The 20,978-nt window shown below is 71.4% G+C and carries 19 protein-coding genes; 9 read left to right on the top strand and 10 right to left on the bottom strand.

Annotated elements, in window-relative coordinates:
* Positions 1–11: 11 nt before the first annotated feature.
* From E5083_RS23795 to E5083_RS23785, 3 genes are all read right to left on the bottom strand, one after another.
* A complete protein-coding gene (locus E5083_RS23795) occupies positions 12–854 on the bottom strand; it encodes a DUF4097 family beta strand repeat-containing protein (RefSeq protein ID WP_135787737.1) in 843 nt (280 codons plus the stop codon).
* A gap of 76 nt (positions 855–930) precedes the next feature.
* A complete protein-coding gene (locus E5083_RS23790; protein WP_135787736.1) occupies positions 931–1,437 on the bottom strand; it encodes a hypothetical protein in 507 nt (168 codons plus the stop codon).
* A 144-nt stretch (positions 1,438–1,581) separates the two neighbouring features.
* Positions 1,582–2,073: a nucleotidyltransferase domain-containing protein gene (locus tag E5083_RS23785; protein ID WP_208754149.1), complete on the bottom strand. Its 492-nt coding sequence runs from the start codon at positions 2,071–2,073 to the stop codon at positions 1,582–1,584.
* A 118-nt stretch (positions 2,074–2,191) separates the two neighbouring features.
* Here E5083_RS23785 and E5083_RS23780 point away from each other — a divergent pair, with 118 nt between their 5' ends.
* From E5083_RS23780 to tgmC, 5 genes are read left to right on the top strand one after another with little or no spacing between them, the layout of a single operon-like run.
* Positions 2,192–4,777 (top strand): bifunctional FO biosynthesis protein CofGH, encoded by a 2,586-nt coding sequence (locus E5083_RS23780; RefSeq protein WP_135787734.1) that lies wholly within the window; start codon positions 2,192–2,194, stop codon positions 4,775–4,777.
* 59 nt (positions 4,778–4,836) lie between these two features.
* Positions 4,837–5,400 carry a hypothetical protein gene (locus tag E5083_RS31290; protein ID WP_167513612.1) on the top strand — a complete coding sequence of 188 codons (564 nt, stop codon included), beginning with the start codon at positions 4,837–4,839 and terminating at the stop codon, positions 5,398–5,400.
* Between the two features lie 41 nt (positions 5,401–5,441).
* Complete coding sequence (locus tag E5083_RS23770; protein WP_135787733.1) at positions 5,442–5,966, top strand: DUF6879 family protein; 525 nt, start codon at positions 5,442–5,444, stop codon at positions 5,964–5,966.
* A gap of 12 nt (positions 5,967–5,978) precedes the next feature.
* Positions 5,979–6,374 (top strand): helix-turn-helix domain-containing protein, encoded by a 396-nt coding sequence (locus E5083_RS23765; protein WP_483025179.1) that lies wholly within the window; start codon positions 5,979–5,981, stop codon positions 6,372–6,374.
* A complete protein-coding gene (gene tgmC / locus E5083_RS23760; protein ID WP_135787732.1) occupies positions 6,371–7,564 on the top strand; it encodes an ATP-grasp peptide maturase system methyltransferase in 1,194 nt (397 codons plus the stop codon). Before E5083_RS23765 ends, tgmC begins: the two co-directional genes overlap by 4 nt.
* Positions 7,565–7,580: 16 nt before the next feature.
* Here the strand turns inward: tgmC and E5083_RS23755 are convergent, their stop codons facing one another.
* From E5083_RS23755 to E5083_RS23740, 4 genes are read right to left on the bottom strand one after another with little or no spacing between them, the layout of a single operon-like run.
* Entirely contained in the window at positions 7,581–8,096 is a 516-nt protein-coding gene (locus E5083_RS23755) for a DUF6879 family protein (protein ID WP_208754131.1), read from the bottom strand.
* A gap of 45 nt (positions 8,097–8,141) precedes the next feature.
* The gene (locus tag E5083_RS23750; protein WP_135787957.1) at positions 8,142–8,663 is read right to left on the bottom strand and encodes a DUF2165 domain-containing protein; all 522 of its coding nucleotides are present in this window, start codon (positions 8,661–8,663) and stop codon (positions 8,142–8,144) included.
* A gap of 47 nt (positions 8,664–8,710) precedes the next feature.
* On the bottom strand, positions 8,711–8,899 hold the full coding sequence (locus tag E5083_RS23745; protein ID WP_135787731.1) for a DUF397 domain-containing protein: 189 nt from the start codon (positions 8,897–8,899) through the stop codon (positions 8,711–8,713).
* Positions 8,896–9,708, bottom strand: a complete 813-nt coding sequence (locus tag E5083_RS23740; RefSeq protein WP_135787730.1) for a helix-turn-helix domain-containing protein — start codon at positions 9,706–9,708, stop codon at positions 8,896–8,898. The genes E5083_RS23745 and E5083_RS23740 overlap by 4 nt, the downstream gene beginning before the upstream one ends.
* 114 nt (positions 9,709–9,822) lie before the next feature.
* On the opposite strand from E5083_RS23740, the gene E5083_RS23735 reads away from it, so the two are divergent.
* Both E5083_RS23735 and E5083_RS23730 read left to right on the top strand, forming a co-directional pair.
* Positions 9,823–10,290 carry an ATP-binding protein gene (locus E5083_RS23735; protein WP_135787729.1) on the top strand — a complete coding sequence of 156 codons (468 nt, stop codon included), beginning with the start codon at positions 9,823–9,825 and terminating at the stop codon, positions 10,288–10,290.
* Between the two features lie 35 nt (positions 10,291–10,325).
* Entirely contained in the window at positions 10,326–11,441 is a 1,116-nt protein-coding gene (locus E5083_RS23730) for an ADP-ribosylglycohydrolase family protein (protein ID WP_135787728.1), read from the top strand.
* A gap of 399 nt (positions 11,442–11,840) precedes the next feature.
* Here the strand turns inward: E5083_RS23730 and E5083_RS23725 are convergent, their stop codons facing one another.
* The 3 genes from E5083_RS23725 to E5083_RS23715 form a co-directional block, all read right to left on the bottom strand.
* Complete coding sequence (locus E5083_RS23725; RefSeq protein ID WP_135787727.1) at positions 11,841–13,409, bottom strand: sodium:solute symporter family protein; 1,569 nt, start codon at positions 13,407–13,409, stop codon at positions 11,841–11,843.
* 157 nt (positions 13,410–13,566) lie between these two features.
* Entirely contained in the window at positions 13,567–15,549 is a 1,983-nt protein-coding gene (locus tag E5083_RS23720; RefSeq protein WP_244317637.1) for an MFS transporter, read from the bottom strand.
* 175 nt (positions 15,550–15,724) lie between these two features.
* On the bottom strand, positions 15,725–18,565 hold the full coding sequence (locus E5083_RS23715) for a D-alanyl-D-alanine carboxypeptidase (protein ID WP_244317636.1): 2,841 nt from the start codon (positions 18,563–18,565) through the stop codon (positions 15,725–15,727).
* A gap of 451 nt (positions 18,566–19,016) precedes the next feature.
* Between E5083_RS23715 and E5083_RS23710 the strand changes: the two genes are divergently transcribed.
* Entirely contained in the window at positions 19,017–19,772 is a 756-nt protein-coding gene (locus E5083_RS23710) for a GOLPH3/VPS74 family protein (RefSeq protein ID WP_135787725.1), read from the top strand.
* A 253-nt stretch (positions 19,773–20,025) separates the two neighbouring features.
* Positions 20,026–20,883: a helix-turn-helix domain-containing protein gene (locus tag E5083_RS23705; protein WP_135787724.1), complete on the top strand. Its 858-nt coding sequence runs from the start codon at positions 20,026–20,028 to the stop codon at positions 20,881–20,883.
* Positions 20,884–20,978: the final 95 nt, after the last annotated feature.

The raw sequence follows: 20,978 nt of genomic DNA, 5'->3' as shown, positions 1-20,978 counted from the left end.
GGTGGCGGTGCTCAGGCGTGGGCGCGCAGGATGTCGATGTTGCCCCAGTTGGTGCGGGCGTGGATCTTCACGGTGTCCTCGGTGTGCTCCGGCGCCCCGGCGGAGGCGAGCGCGTTGCGCACCTGGCCGTGGGCGGAGCTGACGTCGAGCCAGGCGGCGGTGCCCTCGCGGACGCCGATCTCGATGGAGCCGTGCGCGGTCTCCAACTGGACCTCGCCGCGCGCCACTTCGGCGACCCGCAGGGGGCCGTTGCTCGTGGTGCCGGTGACGGACGCCTCGGTGCGGCCGATGTCGATGCCGCCGTTGGCGCCGCTCACGCGGAGGTCGCCGGTGACGGCCTCGATGACCGTGGCGCCGTTGGTGTTCTTCAGGACGGCGGGGCCGTCGATGGTGCCGACCCGGATGGTGCCGCTGCTGCTGGTGATCTCGGCGGCGCCGTCGACCCGGTCCACGGTGACCGAGCCGTGCGCCACGGTCAGCTTCAGCGGGCCGGTGGCGTCGAGGCGTACGTCGCCGGTGGAGGTCTTCACCCGGACCTCGCCCAGCCGGCCCTCGCCGAGCACCTGGGTCCAGGAGCCGGTGACCTCGGCGGAGGAGCCTTCGGGCAGGTGGACCGTGACGTCGACCAGGCCGGAGGGGCCGATGAGCAGCCGCTCCCGCGTCCGGACGGTCAGGGCGCCGGCCGCGAAGCCGACCTCGGTCTGCTCGGCGGCCCGTACGTCCTTGTCCCGCTTCGGGTCGCGGGGCGCGACCTCGACCACGGTGTCCGCGCGGTCCTCCGCGGAGAACCGAAGGGAACCGGCGCCGATGTGCGCGGTGACGGTGATGGGCTGAGGGGTGTCGAAAGTAGGCATGGCTGTCCCGTCCTCTTGGCTCGTCAGGTCGTCCCCGCAGGTGGGGGCGTGAAGGTGGGGCGGTGGTGCGGCTGGGCTAGCGCACCCAGCCGGTGAAGCTCTGGCCGATCGTGCGGGTCTTCTCCGCCGGGCGCGGCCGGGTGGTGCCGTCGACCGCCGCGGAGACGGCGCGCACCAGCCAGGCGTTGACCGACAGGCCCTCGCGGCCGGCCGCGTCCTCGGCGCGCGCCTTGAGGTGTGCTGGGAGCCGGAGGTTGACGCGGGCGGTGCCACCCTCGTCGGCCTCGGGGACCGGCTGGGGTGCGACCGGCTCGGCCGCTTCCGCCGGGGCGGACTCGGCCGGGGGCGCGGTGACGACGAACTCGGGGTCGAGTCCCCGCAGCCGTACGTCGACCGAGCCGGGGGCCAGCTCGCGGGTGATCTCGTCCATCGCGGCGGAGAGCACGTGGAGCATGGTCAGGCGGGTCGCCGACTCCAGCGGAGCGGTGAGCCGCTCCGCCAGCTCGCGCGCCTCCTCGCCGCCGGCCTCGGCGGCCACCGCGAGTTCGCGGCGGAGGGTGTCGACATACGGGGTGAGGTCCATGGCGTTAGCTTGGCACCATTGTGGCGCCATGGCAACCCCCATTGGCACCACATGGCACCGAGTGGCACCACATAGCGCCACGCGTGGTGCCGCACTGGTGGCGCGCGCGGTGCCGTCAGGCGCCGACGGGGCTGTCCGTGGCGGTCAGAAGTGCGTCGCGATGCCGAAGACGCGGCGGAGTTGGGCCATGTCGTGCCGGTCGCGCTCCGACGGCTCGTAGCCCTGGTGGAAGCAGACCTGCTGCCTGGCGGACAGGCACGGCACCGGCCTCCCCCCGATGGTGCCCGTCACGAAGCAGGAAGCGGGGTAGGCGAAGGGACGGCCGGGGTCGGGTGACGCCTGTACCGCCGACCCGTCCCCGGCGAAGACCAGCGGGTGGAGGTCGATCTCCCGTCCGTCCGGGGCGGTCATGACGAACCGGACGGGCCGCTGGTCCAGCGTCTCGGTGAAACCGGCTGCGCGAAGCGCCGCCAGCACGGCGGGCTCCTGGTCGGCGCGGTGCATCAGGTCCAGGTCGCGGTGGTCGCGGGTGCGCGCTCCGACCAGGGCGTCGATGCCCCAGCCGCCACCGATCCAGACGTCCGCCCCGGCGCGGCGCAGCAGGGCGAGAACGGACAGCACGTCCTCGGAGGTCATCACCTGACGCAGGCTAGGAGCCTCCGGCCAGGCGCCGCGAACGATTTCGCCTCCGGCGCCGGCGGCCCGCCCGAAAAGCGCCCGTAGCTCACGATCACGCCGAACGTATGCTCAGGGAATGACGACTTCCGCGACCCCCGGAACCGGCCCCACCGAGAACTCCATGCGTCGCGCCCTCAAACGTGCCCGTGACGGTGTCGCCCTCGACGTCTCCGAGGCGGCGGTGCTGCTCCAGGCCCGCGGCGAGGCCCTAGAGGACCTCACCGCGTCCGCCGCACGGGTACGGGACGCGGGGCTCGACGCGGCGGGGCGGCCCGGAGTCATCACGTACTCGAAGAGCGTGTTCATCCCGCTGACCCGGCTGTGCCGCGACAAGTGCCACTACTGCACCTTCGTCACCGTCCCCGGCAAGCTCCGCCGCGCCGGCCACGGGATGTTCATGTCGCCGGACGAGGTGCTGGACATCGCCCGCAAGGGTGCCGCGCTCGGCTGCAAGGAAGCCCTGATCACCCTCGGGGACAAGCCCGAGGACCGCTGGCCCGAGGCGCGCGAGTGGCTCGACGCGCACGGCTACGACGACACGATCGCCTACGTACGCGCCATCTCCATCCGCATCCTGGAGGAGACCGGCCTGCTGCCCCACCTCAACCCCGGCGTCATGAGCTGGACCGACTTCCAGCGGCTCAAGCCGGTCGCGCCGAGCATGGGCATGATGCTGGAGACCACCGCCGAGCGCCTCTGGTCCGAGCCCGGCGGCCCGCACCACGGCTCCCCGGACAAGGAACCCGCCGTACGACTGCGGGTTTTGGAGGACGCCGGCCGTTCCTCCGTCCCCTTCACGTCCGGGCTGCTGATCGGCATCGGGGAGACCTACGAGGAGCGCGCGGAGTCCCTGTTCGCGCTGCGCAAGGTCTCCCGCGCCTACCACGGCGTCCAGGAGCTGATCATCCAGAACTTCCGCGCCAAGCCGGACACCGCGATGCGCGGCATGCCGGACGCCGAGCTGGACGAGCTGATCGCCACCGTCGCCGTCGCCCGGCACATCATGGGCCCCGCCGCCAACCTCCAGGCCCCGCCCAACCTCGTCGACAGCGAGTACGAGCGGCTGATCGGCGCGGGCATCGACGACTGGGGCGGGGTCTCGCCGCTCACCATCGACCACGTCAACCCCGAGCGCCCCTGGCCGCAGATCGAGGAACTGACCGAGCGGTCCCGCGCGGCGGGCTTCGAGCTGCGGGAACGGCTGTGCGTGTACCCGGAGTTCGTCCGTAGGGGCGAACCCTGGCTCGACCCCCGGCTGCGCCCGCACGTCGCCGCCCTGGCCGACCCGGAGACCGGCCTCGCCCGGCCCGGCGTACTCCCGAAGGGCCTGCCCTGGCAGGAGCCGGAGGAGGTCTTCACCGCCACCGGCCGCACCGACCTGCACGCCTCCATCGACACCGAGGGCCGCACCTCGGACCGGCGCGACGACTTCGACGAGGTGTACGGCGACTGGGCCGAGCTGCGCGAGGCCGCCGCCCCCGGCATGGTCCCCGAGCGCATCGACACCGACGTCCGCGAGGCCCTGCGCACCGCCGCCGACGACCCGGCGAAGCTCACGGATGCCGAGGCCCTGGCGCTGTTCCACGCGGACGGCCGCGCACTGGACGCGCTGTGCCAAGTGGCCGACGACGTACGCAAGTCGGTGGTCGGGGACGACGTCACGTACATCGTCACGCGCAACATCAACTTCACCAACGTCTGCTACACCGGCTGCCGTTTCTGCGCCTTCGCCCAGCGGCGCACCGACGCCGACGCCTACACCCTCTCGCTCGACCAGGTCGCGGACCGGGCCCAGCAGGCGTGGGACGTGGGCGCGGTGGAGGTCTGCATGCAGGGCGGCATCCACCCGGACCTGCCCGGCACCGCGTACTTCGACATCGCGAAGGCGGTCAAGGAACGTGTCCCCGGCATGCATGTGCACGCCTTCTCCCCGATGGAGGTCGTCAACGGCGCGACCCGTACGGGTATGTCGATCAGGGAGTGGCTGACGGCGGCCAAGGAGGCCGGGCTCGACTCCGTACCGGGCACGGCGGCGGAAATCCTGGACGACGAGGTGCGCTGGGTGCTGACCAAGGGCAAGCTGCCCACGGCCACCTGGACCGAGGTCATCACCACCGCCCACGAGCTGGGCATCCGCTCCTCGTCCACGATGATGTACGGCCATGTCGACCAGCCCCGGCACTGGCTGGGCCACCTGCGCACACTGGCCGGAATCCAGGAACGGACGGGCGGCTTCACGGAGTTCGTGACCCTCCCCTTCATCCACACCAACGCGCCGGTGTACTTGGCGGGTATCGCGCGCCCGGGTCCTTCCATGCGGGACAACCGAGCGGTGACGGCGATGGCGAGGCTCCTGCTCCACGGCCTGATCCCCAACATCCAGACCAGTTGGGTCAAGCTCGGCACCGAGGGCGCGGCCGAGATGCTGCGCTCCGGCGCGAACGACCTGGGCGGCACGCTGATGGAGGAGACGATCTCCCGGATGGCGGGCTCGTCGTACGGCTCGTACAAGTCCGTACGAGACCTGGAGGCGGTCGCGGAGGCGGCCGGGCGGCCGGCGAAACCGCGCACCACGCTGTACGGCGAGGTGCCCGAGGAGCGGGTCTCGGCGGCCCGCGCCTCGGACGGGCACCTGCCGGAGCTGCTGCCCCTCGTGGACTGAGTACGATGATCCGACCCCGGATCTGAGAAGGGGCCCCACAGCGGAGGAGATGCGTACCCGTGGCTGCCCTACTGCCCTCCTGGGCCTGGGTCTCCGGACTGACGGTCGCGGCGACCGCCGCCGTCGTCGCCCTCGCCGTCCAGGCCGACCACGGCCCCCGCCCCACGACCCCCGCGGCCCACACCCGCCCGACGGCCTCCGCCTCCCCGACCCCCTCCACCGCCCCCACCCCCTCCGGCCCACCCGCGCTGCCGGAGGCGTCGGGGGTGGGGCGGCGGATCGTGTACTCGGTGGGGGCGCATCGGGTGTGGCTGGTGGATGCGACGGGTCAGCCTTCGCGGACGTTCCCGGTGTGGGCGGGCACGGTGGACCCCAAGCCGGGCCGCTACTCCATCACCGCCCGCACGGCCGCGACGGTCGGCTCGGACGGCGTGAAGGTGGAGCACATCGTCTACTTCACCGCCGTCTCCGGCGTGAACATAGGCTTCTCCAACGCCCTCGACGGCTCCTCGCCCCCACCCGCGAACGGCGCCCAGACCGGCGGAATCCGCCTCCACAAGGAGGACGGGGCTGCGCTGTGGTCCTTCGGGGACTACGGCACGAAGGTGTCGGTCGTCGAATAGCGCGCCCATCCGCATGGTGCCCGTACTCAGGGAGGCATGCGATGTCGCGGACCGACTTGGCGTTCACTGACCTGCTCGCCGATACGCACCACTCGGCCGTCCATCTGGAGATGCGCGACTCCTACGGGATCGGGGAGGAGGCGGCCGAGTTCGAGAGGTGGCGGTCAGGATGGCGGCCAGACCCGGACCCGGCCACCTGGTGGAACAACTTCCACACTTGGGTCCGCGACGCCACGGCCCGGGGCGTGGTGTTCCGCCGGGCCCGCATCGTGTCCGAGCCGGTGAGCCCGTACATCCGGTACGAACACGCCTGCACTTTCCAGAACGTGGCGGCCGGGGAGCTGGTCCGGTGGCTCCCGCGCCGCCGGGCGTCGGACATCGCACTCCCCGGCAACGACTTCTGGCTCTTCGACGGCCGCCTGGTCATGTGGAACCACTTCACCGGCGAGGGGGGCTCCGCCGGGCCGGAGCTGGATGAGCGTCCCGACGTGGCCAAGCTGTGCGGGGCCGCGTTCGATGCCGTGTGGGAGCGTGCGACACCGCACGAGGACTACAAGATCCGATAGACCGGTCCGCCCATGCCCGCGTCCCCGTCCTCAAGCGCCCAGGCTGCCCGTAAGGCGGTTGCCGACCGGCTCCGGGAAATCCGGAGGGACGCGGGCCTGTCCGGCCAGGCCCTCGCCGTGAGAGCCGGCTGGTACAAGTCCAAGGTGTCCCAGGACTGGCGGGCGGATTACAGCGTCTTGTCCTACGAACCCATGAACCTGCCGTCCAGGATGGAGGAGGCGCTGATCGCTCACCTGGAACACTTCGGCCTTGTCTCCGGCAGCTTCGACCTGGCCCTCACCCGTGATGGTGACCTGCACTGGCTGGAGCTGAACCCCAACGGTCAATGGGGTTGGCTTGAGGAGGAAACCGGTCTGCCGATCGCCGCTGCCTTCGCCGATGTGTTGGCACAAGGAGCCACAACGTGACCCACGCCGACCCCGCGGGCCTCCGCCACGCTCTGGCCGATCGCCTGGAAGAGGGCGACGTCCTGAAGACTCCCGCCTGGCGGAAGGCCGTCGTATCCGTACCCAGGGAGTTGTTCCTCCCGTCGTTCTTCAAGAGCGGGCCCGGCCCTCACGGCTTCACCCAGTACACCCCCGTCACCCGGACCACCGACGAGGACGAGCGACTGGCCCTCATCTACCAGGACGAGACCTGGGTGACCCAGCTCGACGGCCGCCTCACAGCCGACGCGGCCGGCGGACCGGTGACGGGCTTCCCCACCTCCTCGTCCACCATGCCGTCCACCGTCGTGGGGATGCTCGAAGCCCTGGACGTCGAGGACGGCATGAACGTCCTGGAGATCGGCACCGGCACCGGCTACTCCACGAGCCTGCTGTGCCATCGGCTGGGAGAGGACAACGTCACCAGCGTGGAGGTGGACCGCGCCGTGTCGGAGCGGGCGGACGCGGCCTTGGAGGAGGCCGGGTACTCGACATGGACCGTTGTCGGTGACGGGCTTCTCGGTCACCCCCACCGCGCACCGTACGACCGGACCATCGCGACCTGTGCGGTCCGCCGCATCCCGTACGCATGGGTGCGCCAGACCAAACCCGGCGGGATCATTCTCGCCACAGTGGGACCCAGTGCCTGGTCCTACGGAACCGGCCTGGCCAAGCTCACTGTCAGGGACGACGGCACCGCCGAGGGCCGGATCATCGGCCGCACCTCGTTCATGCCCGCGCGGGCGGAGGCCGTGACCCCCCTGTTCGGAGACCTCTCCGCCCGTGCCGCCTACGCCGACAGCGAGCGGCGGACCGCCCTTTCCCCCGACGTCCTGAACGACTGGATGCCTGCCTTCCTGGCCCAGCTCGCCGCCCCCGGCACCCAGCTCGTGCGCGCCGTCAGCGACGGCCGGGAGACGGTGTACCTGTTCGACACCGGGCGGGAGTCATTCGCTGCCCTCAGTGCCGGTGGTGGTGAATGGCAGGTCCGGCAAGGGGGACCGGTTGCCATCTGGGACGCCATCGAGAACGCGGTGACCGCGTGGCGCAATGCCGGCGAGCCTGACATCACCTCCGTGCGCATGGAGATCACTCCCCAGGCGCACGCCTACTGGATCGACGGCCGACCGTCCCTGCGCTGGAGGCATCCACACCCTGCGCTGAGCGCCTGACCGCTTCCCGGCGCCCCTACTCGGCCGGCCGAAATTCAGCGTGGGGTGTCGCCCGCTGCCACACGGCCTCGAAGGCGGCCTCGCAGAGCTTTGCCACGTCGGGGTCCTCAGTGACTTCCAGGTCCATGTTCTCGCCCTCGCCGTCGAAGTGGTTGACGACGACGAGCCGGGAGTCGAAGAGCCAGAAGTCGTTGCCGGGAAGGCTGATTTCCGTCGCCCTGCGCCGCGAGAGCCAGCGCACGTCCTCCCCGGCCGCGATGTTCAGGCCGTCCGTGACGGCGTACTCGAAGCGGATGTACTCGCTCACGGGCACGGAGACGATCCGCGCGCGGCGCACCTCGACCCCGCGCGCGGTCGCCTCCGTGACAATGGCGTGCCAGTCGGCCCAGCGCTCAGCCGGGTCGAGATCCACGCCCGCCTGCCAGTCGGTGAAGGCCGGGTCCGTCATCATGTAGGCGTCACGCATCTCCAAGTGGACGGCAGTCCGCCGGCAGTTACGGAACAGCTCCTCGAACGTCGGGCTCTCCGACACGCTTCGACACCTCCGGGGTGCGGCCGGGTAACTCGGGGTCGGCTCCTACCGCTCGTCGCGGGTCGGCAAGTGGTTGATGATCAAGGCGACTCCGCTGAGGAGGAAGATGCGGGTGGCCGCGTCCACGCCGTTCCAGGTCTTGGACTGCCACATGGCGAACCATTCGCCGCCGATGGCGATGAAGCCGGCGCCGAAGAGAAGGATCAGCATCAGCAGGCCGTACGTGGAGAAGCGGCGCGCGCGGGCGTTGTCCCGCCGGGCCCACAGCCAGGTGCCCCACACGAGTACGGCTGCCGCCGCCGTCTCCCACGCGATGATCGCCACGTAGGCGGTGTCCTGGAGGGCGGTGCTGGTGATCGCCCGCCACATCAGGTGGTCGTCCTTGAACGTGGTGTCCATCGCCAGGACGTGCCGTACGTACTGCTGGTTCGTGCCGAAGTCCGTGATGTTGCCTACGGCGACGAGGGCGATGTACAGCGCGAGCACGCCGGTGAGCACGGTGGCGGCGAGGCTCAGCCCCGAGCGGGCGGCACGGGCGGAGTCGGCGGGGGCCGCAGAATCGGTCATGGTCATGACCGGAATTCTTCCCGACCCCGGCCGAGGGGGAACACCTTTCAGACGAGGTGCCCTGCGTGACTGAGGAAGGAGGTCCAGGTGCTGGCGGAGACGGTGAGATGGACTCCGTCGGTGGCCTTGGAGTCCCGGATGTGGATGTGGTCGGGGGTGAGGGCGACCTCGACGCAGTCGGGTTCGTTCGCCCCGCTGTAGCTGCTCTTGAACCAGGTAAGCGTAGGGGCGGTCATGTTCCTTCTCCCAGAAGATCTTTGATGAACGCCAGGGAATCCCGTGGTGCCAGGGCCTGTGCCCGGATCATTCCATAGCGCATCTCCAAGGTCAGGACCTCCCGGGGGTCGCTGATCACCCTGCTGAACAGCTCGGCCGTCACGTACCCCATGGCGACGCCACTCCTGAGTTTCAGCACACGGAACGATCCGCTCACACCCGCGTGGTCCTCCCAGCGAGTGGGCATGACCTGAATCTCCACGTTCCGTAACTCGCCTACTTCCAACAGGTGTTCGAGTTGGCGGCGCAGTACCAGTCTGCCTCCTACGGGCCTCCGTAGCGTCGCTTCTTCCTGTACGAAAGTGAGGTGCGGCGGGGGCACCCGTTCGAAGACCTCCTTGCGCGCCATGCGCGCGGCCACATGACGGCTGATCTCCTCCTCGGTGAGGGCGGGCCGCCGCATCGCGTACAAGGCTTGGGCGTACTCCGGTGTCTGGAGCAGTCCGTGTACGTTCAGGACGCTGTACGCCCCCAGCTCCACGGATTCCTCTTCGAGCTTCTGCAGGTCCCGGACCTTCTTCGGGTACCTGGCCCTCTCGACGTCCTCCTTCATCGCGGACAGCTTGCCGCCTGCGTTCAGTACCTCGTCCGACCTGTCGAGGAAGTCCGGCTTCGGGACCCGCCGCCCGCGTTCGACCGAGGACACCATTTCCGTGCTGTATCCGATGGCGGCGCCTAGCTCCGGCTGCCGCATGCCTGCTGATTCCCGCCACGCCTTGATCTGCCGGCCCACCGCCCTGAGTACGGCCTCGGCCTCCTCGTCCTCCACCGGCGCCCCTCTCGCTCGTACCAGCCGTACCGCTGCCCCGCCCACCCGTACAGTCACCCTGCGTACCGTGGTCGTAACTGTTCAGCGTAGGGACAGACGGCCACTCTGGGTGACATGAATGAGAAATCACGGCTGCGCATCCAGTTGTCCGCGACGCGGAGAGGGGCCCGGCTCGCCCGGTTGCTCACGGAGCGGCAACTGGACGAGTGGGGGATGCCGTTCGAGGAGGCGACGCAGGTCGTGGCCGAGCTGGCGGCCAACGCCGTGCTGCACGGCAGGGTCCCCGGGCGGGACTTCCGGCTGGAGCTGCTGCGGAGGGACGACGGCACGCTCCGTGTCGAGGTGACCGACGCGCGGGGTGAGCGGAGGCCGAAGCCGCCGGAGGAGGTGGGTGAACTGGCCGACGGTGGACGGGGGTTGCGCATCGTCGCCGCGTACGCGCACCAGTGGGGCGTGGTCGACGCACCCGCCGGGGCCAAGACCGTGTGGGCGGAGCTGAAGCGTCCGTATCCGACCGATACCGGCCCGGCGGAGATCGTTCGGCACGCCGATCAGACCGTTCCGAGTCCATTACAGTGCTGACCGTCGCGGGCGGACGGTGGCGCGAGGAGGTCTGGGTGGGTGCGACGAGCGGCGCCGTCTGGGGCCGTGCGGAACAGCAGGACTTCCGGGGCCGCGTACGGGGCACGCTGCTGGGCGCCGCGATCGGCGACGCCCTCGGCGCACCGGTCGACTCGCTGGACCTGGACGCGATCCGTGCCGCGTACGGCCCCGAGGGGCTGACCGACCTCGCGCCCGGCCAGGGCAGACGCGGCACCGTCTCGCACCACACCCAGCTCACCCTCTTCACCGTGGACGGCCTGATCCGCGCCCAGGTCCGCCGCGACACGGGCGCCTGGCATCCGCCGACCGACCTGCACCGGGCGTACCTGCGCTGGGCGGCGACCCAGCGGGACTGGGGTCCGGACGAGCGCCGCGCGGAGGACGGCTGGCTGGCCCGCGAGGAGTGGCTGTACGCCCGCCGCAACCCCACCCGCGCCCTGCTGCTGGGCCTCGGCAACGACGTGATGGGCACACTGGAACGCCCCAAGAACCCCGGCGAGGCGGGCCCGGAGGCCGTCGCCCGCTCGGCACCCTTCGGCCTGCTGGTCGGCTGGGAGCCCCAGCTCGTCGTCCAACTCGCGCTGGAGTGCGCCGCCCAGACCCACGGCCACCCGGTGGCGGTCCTCTCGGCGGGCGCGTACGCGGTCATCGTGCACGCCCTCGCGCGCGGCGAGAGCCTGGACGGCGCCGTCCAGAGCACCCTCGCCCTCCTGACCGCCCGCCCCGGCCACGAGCCCGTCACAACCGCCCTCCAACGCTCCCTCGGCGCGGTACGCCAGGGCCTCCCGACCCCGGCACGGGTGGCGGAGCTGGTCGGCGAGGGCACGGCCGACGGCCTCCTCTCCGCCGCCGTCTACTGCGCCCTGGTCGGCGACGACGTCCGCCACGGCCTCTGCCTCGCGGTCAACCACCCCGGCCCCTCCGCAGCCGCAGGAGCCCTGACAGGCGGCCTCCTCGGCGCCCTGCACGGCGAAACAGCCCTCCCCCCGGCCTGGCTCCCCGACCTCGAAGGCCGCCCCACCATCCTCGAACTGGCCGACGACTTCGCCCTCGAAATGACCCAGGGCCCGGCCCTCCACACCCCAGCCGGCTCAGCCCCCGGCTGGCTGGCCCGCTACCCGCGAGCCTGACGGCGCCGACTTCGCCCGGGTCGCCGCTCACCGGCTTCGCCCCGGAGCACCGCTGCCCTCGCGGCTGAGGGCGCCGGGCGGTCCAGGCCCCAGGCCGACATCTGCGCGCGGCACCCGCAGGTCATGGCGCCGGGTAATCGCTGCCGCTCCCCAGCGCCCTCATTCGGGCCAGCCGCCCCACCCCCGCAGGCGGCGGAGCCCGGGAGGGCCCTGCCTCCGCCGCACAGGGGGCAGCCCATTCCGTCCTGCGTCGGCTCGCCGCTGCCCCGCGGTCCGAGGGCCGCGGCCGTTTGCCAGCGCCCGAGTACGTCGTCGCCCGCAGGGTTCGGGCTCCGGGCGGCCCCCCGACCGTCCGGAGCCCTGCCGGGGCACGCTCCACCCGCCCCGCGCCCGTGCTCCTCAGTCCCTCCGAGGCGCCCCCACCACGTCGTCCCCCGCAACCCCCGGTGCCGGAACCACCGCCGCGCCCCCGCCGTCCGAGTTGACCCGGTCGATCACCGCCAGCCGCTCCGGGGTGTCCTCCGGCTTGATCCAGCCGACCGTCACGTACAGGAGCAGGGACACCGCGAGGGGGACCGAGACCTGGTACTGGAGGGGGACTCCGCCGGAGATCTGCCAGTTGAGGGAGTAGTTGACCAGCCAGAAGGACAGGAGGCCCGCCGCCCAGGCGGTCAGCGCGGCCGTGGGGCCGGAGCGGCGGAACGGGTGGAGCAAACCCAGCATCATCGGGATCGCGATGGGCCCCATCAGCCCCGCCACCCACTTGATGACCACCGTGATGATGTCCTTGAACGCGGGGGAGTCCACCTGGGTCGCCACCGCCATCGACAGGCCGAGGAAGACCACCGTCGTCACCCGCGCCGCCAGCAGGCCCGCCCGTTCGCCCCACCCCCGCGCCCGCCGCGACAGCACCGGCGCCACGTCGCGCGTGAACACCGCCGCGATGGCGTTCGCGTCGGAGGAGCACATGGCCATGGTGTGGGAGAAGAAGCCGACGACGACCAGCCCCAACAGGCCGTGGGGGAGGAGCTGTTCGGTCATCAGGGCGTACGCGTCCGAGCCGTCCGGCTTCTGCGCGTGGACCAGCAGCGGGGCCATCCACATGGGGAAGAACAGCACCACCGGCCACACCAGCCACAGCAGCGCCGAGAGCCGGGCGGAGCGGGCGGCTTCGCGCGGCGAGCGAGTCGCCATGTACCGCTGCGCCTGGTTGAGCATCCCGCCGTTGTACTCGAACAGCTTGATGAACAGGAACGCCAGCAGGAACACCGTCCCGTACGGCCCCGCCAGCGGCTCCCCGTGTCCGTGCAGCGCGGGCTCGTCGAAGGCGCCGAACATCCCGATGTCCCGGTCGCCCAGCTTCAGCACCACCGCGACGAACATCGCCACCCCGGCCAGCAACTGGATGACGAACTGCCCGAGTTCGGTCAGCGCGTCCGCCCACAGCCCGCCGATCGTGCAGTACACGGCGGTCACCGCGCCGGTGATGAGGATGCCCTGGTTCAGCGAGGCGCCCGTGAACACCGACAACAGCGTGGCGATCGCGGCCCACTTCGCGCCCACGTCCACGATCTTCAGCAGCATCCCGGACCAGGCGAGCGCCTGCTGCGTGGTGAGGTCGTACCGGTTCTTCAGGTACTCCAGCGGCGAGGACACCCCCAGCCGCGACCGCAGCCGGTTGATGCGCGGCGCGAACAGCCGGGAGCCGATGGCGATGCCGAGCGCGATCGGGAACGACCAGGTCACATACGAGGTGACCCCGTAGGTGTAGGCGATTCCCGCGTACCCGGTGAACATCACCGCGCTGTAGCCCGACATGTGGTGCGAGATCCCGGACAGCCACCACGGCATCCGGCCGCCGGCGGTGAAGAAGTCCCCCACGTCGTCCACCCGCCGGTGCGACCAGAACCCGATCGCCACCATCACACCGAAGTAGCCGATCAGCACCGCCCAGTCGAGACCGTTCATGTCTGCCCTCCCAGGGTCCGGCCGCCGGCGTCAGCCAGTCAGGCATGTGAACTCTGGGTTTGAACATGGACGCGCGGCAAGGAACCGTCGAGTCAAGGGGAGGTAAAATCGTTCGGCTCTCTGACCTCGGTTCAGAGATGTGAACAATCGGCCAAGGTTACTTCAGCTCGTCCGGGCAGTGCGTCCCGCGCGGCAGTTGGTACGGCGCCGCCAGGTGGTACGTCCCCGCCCTCGGCGCCAGCAGCACCGTCCACCGGTCGCCGGACGCGTCCACCGGGGTCTCCCGAAGACACCCGTTGACATTCACGAACGACTTCGGGGACCCCTCCGGCCGCCCCTTGGACTCGTCCGTCTCCTGCGGCGGAGCCAGGCTCTTGCCGTGCTCGTCCACCACGCTCAGCCATGGCGAGTACGGCACCCGGACCAGCACCCGCCCCGGCTTGCTCACGTCCAGCGTCATCTCGCCCTGCTCCGCCCGCCGCACCACCGCGTTCGGCTCGGCCATCGGCGCCGGGTCGGTCACCCGGTAGAGCTGCCAGTTGGAGTCGCTCCAGATCCGGTCCAGGTACGGCATCCCGCGCAGCACCAGCTCCCGCTCGCGCAGCCCGCCGTCCCCGTCCGGGTCGTCCACCCTCGGCAGCACCACGTACCGCACGGCCCACCGCTGGAGCCACTCGTGGTAGTTCGCCGAGTTGAGGGTGTCGTCGTAGAAGAGCGGGTTGCGCTCCATGTCGGCCTGGCGGTTCCAGCCGCGCGCCAGGTTCACGTACGGCGCCAGCGCGGACGCCTCCCGGTGCGAGCGGACCGGGATCACCTCGACCCGGCCCTTCTCCGCGTCCGCCCGCTGCAACTGGTGCACCAGCGGCGCCAGCTCACGCGCCCAGGACGCGGCCGGGGTCGTGTGAACCACGTCGTCCACCGACTTGAACCCGATCCAGCCCACGAACCCGGCGAACGCCAGCACCGTCACGTACCAGCGGCGCGAACGCGGGGCCGTGAACGGCAGCGCGGCCACCAGGGCGACGCCCGCGAACAGCATCGGCAGCCGCGAGATGTTCGAGCCGATCTGTGAACTGATCAGCCACACCAGAACCACGCTCAGGCTGTACACACCCGCCGTCAGCCGGACCGTCACCCACTCCTTGGGCACCAGGAACAGGCACAGCAGCCCGTACAGCAGCGGCATGACCACCGAGCCGAACGTCATCGGCTGCGTCCCGGAGAACGGGAACAGCCACGCCGACGCGGCCACCACGATCGCCGGCGCCAGCCCCAGCGCGAACGCGCCCGGCCGCCGCTTCTGCAGGAACAGCGCGACCGCCACCAGCCCCACGAACAGCCCCGCCACCGGCGACGCCATCGTGGCCAGCGCGGCCAGCGGAGCCGCCGCCAGCGCCTTCGCCCACCGCTTGTACCGCCCCCGGTACGGCCAGCAGCACACCACCGCCACCGCGCCCGCCGCGAACAGCGCCGCGAGCCCGTACATCACCCAGCCGGACACCGCCCCGCCGAGCAGCGCCAGGATGCCCGCCAGGGCCGCCAGCGGCGCCGCGGCCATCGGCTTGGCCCAGCGCTCGTACCGGCCGCCGTACGGCCAGCAGAACACCGCCGCCACCGCGCCCAGCGCGAACAGCATGCCGAGCCCGAACGTCACCCGGCCCGAGACCGCGTTGCCCAGCAGCGCGAACACCCCGGCCAGCGCGGCCCACAGCGGATTGCGCACCGCCCGGCTGCGCACCAGGATCATGGTCAGCAGGGCCGCCGAGCCGGTACCGGCGATCATCATCGTGGTCCGCACCCCGAGCACGGACATCAGATACGGCGAGACCACGCTGTACGACACCGGGTGCATGCCGCCGTACCAGGCGAGGTTGTACGCCGAGTCCGGGTGCCGGCCGACGAACTCCGCCCACGCGTCCTGCGCCGCGAGGTCGCCGCCGCTGTTGGCGAACGTGAAGAACCAGATGATGTGCAGGACGCCCGCGAGCAGGGTCACGGACAGCACGGGGTGCTTGCGCGCGAGGGCGCGGAGGGTGTGCAGGGTGCCTGCGGTGCCTTCTGCGGGCGGGCCGGGTATCCGGGGGCCGGACGCCGGGTCCGGCTCGGCGTTCTCGGCGCGCTTCGGCTCGGTTGTCGCCACGTCAGGCACTCCCCGTGTCCCGTTCTTCCGTTCTCGGCCCCCTGCGCGGCCTGGCGCGGTCCTCGGTGACCTGCCCCGTTTCGTGACGCTAGCACGCACCCCGCCGCCCGGCTCCCGAGGCGGGAACCCGGACGGCGGGGACGGCGGGGTGCGGATGCGGCGGGTGCCGCGGGGGTCAGCCGATGCGGGTCAGCTTGGCTCCCAGGCCCGGCTCGGCCAGGTCCGCGCGGAGCGCCACCGGCACCTTCACGGCACCGGCCGACGAGCCGTCGCCCACGGTCAGCGAGCCGACCTGGGTACCGGCCTTCGCGGTGTGCGGGATCGTGCCCGAGGTGAAGGACAGCCGCACCTTCAGCCCGGCCCAGCCGGCCGCCTTCACGTCCTCGGTGACCTCGACCGGGGTCTCGCCGCCGAGGCCGTCGTCCACGTACCCGACGACCGTGCCCTTCTTCAGCACGGTCTCCGACTTCAGCGCGCCCTGCGCGGCCCGGATCAGCGCGTCGCTGTGGTCCAGCGCGGCGCTGAGGATGGTGTTCTCCCGGCCGCCCGGCGGCTGCCGCAGCACCGCGCCGATGACCATCCGGGTCTCGCCGCCGACGTCCTGCTTCGCGGCGAAGACCAGGTTGCCGAGCGCGGAGGTGGTGGTGCCGGTCTTGATGCCGACGACGTTGTTGTGCCCGACCAACTGGTTCCAGTTGGAGTGGTACGTGCCCTTGTAGTCGGTGTACGACATCATCGCCGCGACCTCGCGGAACGCGGGCTGCGTCATCGCCGCCTTGGCCAGCTTCACCTGGTCCGCGGCCGTGCTGACGGTGGAGTTCGTCAGACCCGAGGGGTCGGTGTACGTCGTCCCGCTCATGCCGAGGCCCTTGGCCGCGGCGTTCATCTTCGCCACGAACGCCTTCTCCGAGCCGGCGTCCCAGCGGGCGAGCAGGCGCGCCACGTTGTTCGCGGACGCGATCAGCACACCCTCCAGCGCCTCCCGCTGGGTGATCTTGTCACCCTTCGTGACGTCAACGGTGGACTCCTGGCCCGCCTTCGACTGGTCCTGGGCCGCCTTGTCGATCGAGATCTTCGGGCCCTCGGCGCCGCTCTTCAGCGGGTGGTCGCGCAGGATCAGGTACGCGGTCATCACCTTCGCCACGCTCGCGATCGGCACGGGCTTGCCCGAACCGGAGGAGCCGAACGAACCGATGCCCTGTACGTCCAGCGCGGCCTGTCCGTCCGTCGGCCACGGGATGTCCGGCTTGCCGCCCTCGAAGGTGAAGCTGTCCTTCGCGGTCAGCGCGAGGGTGGGCTGGGGCAGGGGGCGCATCGCCTGGACCACGCCCAGGATCACCACCAGCAGGATCACCAGCGGCGTCCAGATCTTCACCCGCCGCACCAGCGTGCGCACCGGGGTCTCCGGCGGGGGCGGCGTGTTCGTCAGCTCCGCCAGCAGGTCCAGCGGCGGCTTCGGCGGCAACGGCTGCTGCGTCGTCCGCTCCGGCCCGACCTGCGGCACGGCCCGTGTCTCCTCGACCCTGGGCGACGGCCCCTTGAGGTCGGGCTTCAACGCGACGAACTTACTGGTCCGCTCCGCCTCCTGCTCCGCGGCAGCGGGCTTCGCCTTCCCCCCGACCTTGAGCATCGTGGTCGGCTGATCCACCTGCGGCTTCTTGGCGGCGGGCGACTTCAGCGCGGTGGTGGGCGTGTCCACGGCCTTACCGGGCCCCTTGGCATCGCCCCTGGGGGCGGGCAGGGGGGTGCCCTTGGCGGAACCCTCGGGCGCACCATCGGCGCCGTCCTCGTCGCCCTTGGGGGCGGACTCGGAGTCACCCTTGGCGGCCGGGGAGCCCTTGAGGGAGCCGGGGGCGCCCTTGGGGGCTGCGGTGGCGGTGCTCTTGGCTGCCGGGCCCTCGGCGGAGCCGGCGGTGCCCTCGGCGGAGCTGGAGGTGCCCTTGGGGGCGGACGCGGAGTCTCCATCGGGGGTCGTGACGGCGGTGCCGTGGGGGGCGGACTCGGAGTCACCCTTGGCGGCCGGGGAGCCCTTGACGGAGCCGGCGGTGCCCTCGGCGTCCTTGGCGGAGCTGGAGGTGCCCTTGGGGGCGGACGCGGCGTCGCCCGTGGGGGCCGTGACGGCGGTGCCCTTGGCTGCCGTGGTGCCGGTGGCCTTCCCCGAGCCGTCGGCGGAGCCGGAGTCACCCTTGACGGCGCTGTCGGTCCCGGCGGCCGGGGCGTCATCGACGGAGCCGGAGGTGCTGTCGTCGTCCTCGGCGGAGCCGGGAGCCTCCTTGGCGGCAGGGACGGCTGTGGCCGGGGCGTCGTCGGCGGAGCCGAGGGTGCCCTCGGAGGCCGGAACGGCGGCGGCGCCCGCGCCCTCGGCGGCGGACTCGGAGTCATCCTTGGTGTCCGGGGCGGCGGTGGCCTTGCCCGCGTTCTTGGCGTCCGTCTCGGAGTCGTCCTTGGCGGCGCTGTCGGTCTTGGCGGCCGGAATGTCCTTGGCGGCGTCGGAGGTGCCCTTGGCATCCGGGGCGGCGGTGGCCTTGCTCGCGTTCTTGGCGGCGGACTCGGAGTCGTCCTCGGCGGCCGAGGCGTGGTCCCCAGCGGCCTTGGAGGCCGGGACGGGGGCAGCCTCGGGGTCGGAATCCGAGTCACCCTCGGCGGCGGGTGCGGAGGCGTCCGTCTCGGAGTCCACGGCAACCGAAGTGCCGCTGTCCTTCCGGGAGTCGCCGGCAGAGCCGGAGGCGCCCTCCGTGCCGTCCACAGCCGTCGGGACGGAGGCACCGTTGCCCGAGCCCTCTGCGCCCCCCTCAGCGGCCGGGGCCGCAGCGCCCTCGGCGTCGGAGGAGGCACCCTCGGCGCTGCCCTCCCCATCGCCCTCGGCGGAGCCGGACGCGTCGCTGTCCTTCGCGCCCTCGGCGGAGCCGGATACGTCGCTGTTCTTCCCGCCCTTGGCGGAGCCGACCGCGTCGCCCTTGTCCGCGCCCTCGGCGGAGCCGGACCCGCCGGAGTCCTTGAACGTGTCGTCAGGCACGGCGGCGGCAACGCTGTCGGAGGTGCCGGAGGTGTCGGAACCTTCCTTCGCGGCACCCTTCCCCGACTGGTCGGAAACCTTCCCCGTACCGGCCGAACCCCCGGAGGGAGACGTCGAGTTGGCCTTCGCCGAACCCCCGGAGGGAGGCCGTACCCACGCCGAGACCGCCTCGCGGAGTTCCTCGTCCGCCCCGGAACCCGCTGAACCGACGGAGTCTTCGTGCTGCTTCGACCTGTCGGGGGACTCGCCCGCCACCGATGCCTCCTTGATGCGCCGCACGCGCCCTCGCGCGCCCTGTCCGAACCATGTACCAGTGTCCTGTGTGGGGGTACGCCCGTAGTGGCAGACGAGAACGACATACCTGCCGGTTCCCCCACGAACCAGGCACGCGCTCTCGACAGATGAATGTGAGAGGCGTCACCCTGTCATTCATCCACGCGGGGAGGCATGGATGGGCAGGAGCCGCAGAACACTTCCGGAAGAGCTTCTGATGCTCGCACTGGACCCGGCCACGGGTACCACTGCGCAGCCGCAGTCGCTCGACCTCGGTCTGGCCGGTGCGCAGCTAGTGGAGCTGGCGCTGGCCGGACGGATAGCCCCAGACGGGGATCGTATCGCCGTGGTGGTGCCACGGCCGACAGGAGATCCGACTCTGGACTGCGCGTTGGAGCTGCTGCGAAGGCGCGGCGCTCCGGTACGGGCCGTCCATTGGATAGGCGGGCCCCGGCTGGGCCTGCGTCAGACCTATCTGTCGCACCTGGAAAGGTGCGGCATGGTGGCCGCCGTACCGGGCCAGATGTGCGGCGTGCTGCCGACCACGCGGTACCAGGCGACGGACACCACCATCAGCCGGGAGATCCGCGGAAGGCTCGACTCCGCGATCCGCACCGGCGTACCACCGGACCCACGGACCGCCGCGCTCGCCGCGCTGGCCCACGCGGTCGGCCTGGGCAAGCACCTGTACCCGGGGAACGAGGGACGCTCGTCCCGCTCCCGGCTCAGGGACCTGATCCGGCACGACCCGATGGGCGGCCTGGTCGCGCACGCCGTGATGGACGTGCAGAACGGCGCGGGCGCCCAGTCGAGGCGTGGCCAGGCCCCGGCCGGCCGGCCGGCCGGACCGGGAGCCAGGGCGACCGGGGAACCCGCGCGCGGGGTCCCGATGCAGCCGCACCACGGCACGATGGCCCGCGCGGCGGCCCACTGAACGGCCCGGCCGGGAACAACCCCGGTCGGCACCAGGCGAGTTGAAGAGCGGGACGGGTGGACCGGCCAAGTCCCCCGCCCCGCTCCGCCACTTCACCCCATACCAGGCCGCAGGGCGGCGCGTACCCCGAACTGTCGGGTAGGCGCCGCATATCCGACGTTTCCCAGCGGTGGAAACCCCCTTGGTGGCAGTCTGCTCAACAGCAGATACACAAAGTGTCAGATACAGGCAGCCAGCCGGAGGTGCGCATCCCGTGGCGTCCAATGTGAATCCCACCGTCCGGCGGCGCCGGCTGGGCCAGGAGCTGCGCAAGCTCCGTGAGCTCAAGGGCATGACGGCCGAAGAGGTCGCCGACCGCCTGCTGGTGTCGCAGTCGAAGATCAGCAGGCTGGAGAACGGCCGCCGCAGCATCAGCCAGCGCGACGTGCGCGATCTGTGCGGGGTCTACGAGGTGGAGGACCAGAGGGTGGTCGACTCGCTGATGGAGATGGCCCGCGACTCCCGCCAGCAGGGCTGGTGGCACACCTTCGGCGACATCCCGTACAGCGTGTACATCGGCCTGGAGACCGACGCGCAGTCGCTCCGGGTGTACGAACCGCAGTTGGTCACCGGCCTGTTGCAGACCCGCGCGTACGCCGAGGCGCTGGTGCGCGGCGCGCTGCCGGAGACCTCGACGGCCGAGATCGACAAGCGCGTCAGGGTCCGTATGCGCAGGCAGGAGCGCGTCACCGACGCCAACAACCCGCTGCGCCTGTGGGTGGTGCTGGACGAGGCCGCGCTGCACCGGGTGGTCGGCAGCAAGCTCATCATGCGCGAGCAGTTGGAGCACCTGATCGAGCTGTCCAACCTCCCGCACGTCACCGTGCAGGTGCTGCCCTTCGAGGTCGGCGCGCATCCGGGGCTCAACGGCCAGTACGCCATCCTGGAGTTCGCCGACGCGGCCGACTCCAGCGTGGTCTACCTGGAGGGCGTCACCAGCGACCTGTACCTGGAGAAGGCGCCGGACGTGCAGAAGTACGCCGTGATGTACGAGCATCTGCGGGCGCAGGCGCTCCCGGTGGAGCGGTCCCAGCAGTTCATCCAGGACGCGGCCAAGAGGTTCGCCCAGTAGGGCCTGAGCGGTATTGCGGTACGTGGGGCGAGGGATCGTACACCGTCGCCCCACTCCCATGACGGCTCGCTTGGAATATGCCACCCGCTTGAGTG

This window comes from Streptomyces bauhiniae (assembly GCF_004784475.1).
GTDB lineage: Bacteria > Actinomycetota > Actinomycetes > Streptomycetales > Streptomycetaceae > Streptomyces > Streptomyces seoulensis.
This window is presented reverse-complemented; position numbering and strand designations above follow the sequence as displayed.

Bases quoted from the DNA above. Each gene is read 5' to 3' on its own strand.
- E5083_RS23765 (WP_483025179.1), top strand. From the start codon at position 5,979: ATGCCCGCGTCCCCGTCCTCAAGCGCCCAGGCTGCCCGTAAGGCGGTT.
- E5083_RS23780 (WP_135787734.1), top strand. From the start codon at position 2,192: ATGACGACTTCCGCGACCCCCGGAACCGGCCCCACCGAGAACTCCATG.
- E5083_RS23725 (WP_135787727.1), bottom strand. From the start codon at position 13,409: ATGAACGGTCTCGACTGGGCGGTGCTGATCGGCTACTTCGGTGTGATG.
- E5083_RS23795 (WP_135787737.1), bottom strand. From the start codon at position 854: ATGCCTACTTTCGACACCCCTCAGCCCATCACCGTCACCGCGCACATC.
- E5083_RS23770 (WP_135787733.1), top strand. From the start codon at position 5,442: ATGTCGCGGACCGACTTGGCGTTCACTGACCTGCTCGCCGATACGCAC.
- E5083_RS23735 (WP_135787729.1), top strand. From the start codon at position 9,823: ATGAATGAGAAATCACGGCTGCGCATCCAGTTGTCCGCGACGCGGAGA.
- E5083_RS23790 (WP_135787736.1), bottom strand. From the start codon at position 1,437: ATGGACCTCACCCCGTATGTCGACACCCTCCGCCGCGAACTCGCGGTG.
- E5083_RS23710 (WP_135787725.1), top strand. From the start codon at position 19,017: ATGGGCAGGAGCCGCAGAACACTTCCGGAAGAGCTTCTGATGCTCGCA.
- E5083_RS23785 (WP_208754149.1), bottom strand. From the start codon at position 2,073: ATGACCTCCGAGGACGTGCTGTCCGTTCTCGCCCTGCTGCGCCGCGCC.
- E5083_RS23745 (WP_135787731.1), bottom strand. From the start codon at position 8,899: ATGACCGCCCCTACGCTTACCTGGTTCAAGAGCAGCTACAGCGGGGCG.
- E5083_RS23750 (WP_135787957.1), bottom strand. From the start codon at position 8,663: ATGACCGATTCTGCGGCCCCCGCCGACTCCGCCCGTGCCGCCCGCTCG.